This is a genomic window from Pantoea sp. RCC30.1, assembly GCF_058148845.1.
On sequence record NZ_JBXUHX010000075.1, the window covers coordinates 1 to 1,240 of the forward strand.

Consider the following 1,240-nt stretch of genomic DNA (forward strand, 5'->3'; position numbering starts at 1 on the left):
TAGCTCACTGGTCGAGTCGGCCTGCGCGGAAGATGTAACGGGGCTAAACCATGCACCGAAGCTGCGGCAGCGACACTATGTGTTGTTGGGTAGGGGAGCGTTCTGTAAGCCGTCGAAGGTGGCCTGTGAGGGCTGCTGGAGGTATCAGAAGTGCGAATGCTGACATAAGTAACGATAAAGCGGGTGAAAAGCCCGCTCGCCGGAAGACCAAGGGTTCCTGTTCAACGTTAATCGGAGCAGGGTGAGTCGACCCCTAAGGCGAGGCCGAAAGGCGTAGTCGATGGGAAACAGGTTAATATTCCTGTACTCGGTGTTACTGCGAAGGGGGGACGGAGAAGGCTATATCAGCCGGGCGACGGTTGTCCCGGTTTAAGCGTGTAGGCGGAGGGTCCAGGTAAATCCGGTCCCTTATCAACGCTGAGGCGTGACGACGAGGCACTACGGTGCTGAAGTGATAAATGCCCAGCTTCCAGGAAAAGCCTCTAAGCATCAGGTAACACAGAATCGTACCCCAAACCGACACAGGTGGTCAGGTAGAGAATACCAAGGCGCTTGAGAGAACTCGGGTGAAGGAACTAGGCAAAATGGTGCCGTAACTTCGGGAGAAGGCACGCTGGCGCGTAGGTGGAGGGACTTGCTCCCCGAGCCGAAGCCAGTCGAAGATACCAGCTGGCTGCAACTGTTTATTAAAAACACAGCACTGTGCAAACACGAAAGTGGACGTATACGGTGTGACGCCTGCCCGGTGCCGGAAGGTTAATTGATGGGGTTATCCGCAAGGAGAAGCTCTTGATCGAAGCCCCGGTAAACGGCGGCCGTAACTATAACGGTCCTAAGGTAGCGAAATTCCTTGTCGGGTAAGTTCCGACCTGCACGAATGGCGTAATGATGGCCAGGCTGTCTCCACCCGAGACTCAGTGAAATTGAACTCGCTGTGAAGATGCAGTGTACCCGCGGCAAGACGGAAAGACCCCGTGAACCTTTACTACAGCTTGACACTGAACATTGAGCCTTGATGTGTAGGATAGGTGGGAGGCTTTGAAGCGCGGACGCCAGTTCGCGTGGAGCCAACCTTGAAATACCACCCTTTAATGTTTGATGTTCTAACGTAGGCCCGTGATCCGGGCTGCGGACAGTGTCTGGTGGGTAGTTTGACTGGGGCGGTCTCCTCCTAAAGAGTAACGGAGGAGCACGAAGGTCAGCTAATCACGGTCGGACATCGTGAGGTTAGTGCAATGGC

Annotated in this window: 1 rRNA gene; it reads left to right on the forward strand. The window is 54.8% G+C overall.

The features are described from left to right. Nucleotides 1-1,240, forward strand: a 23S ribosomal RNA gene (locus tag AC2LB6_RS24550); the annotation flags it as partial.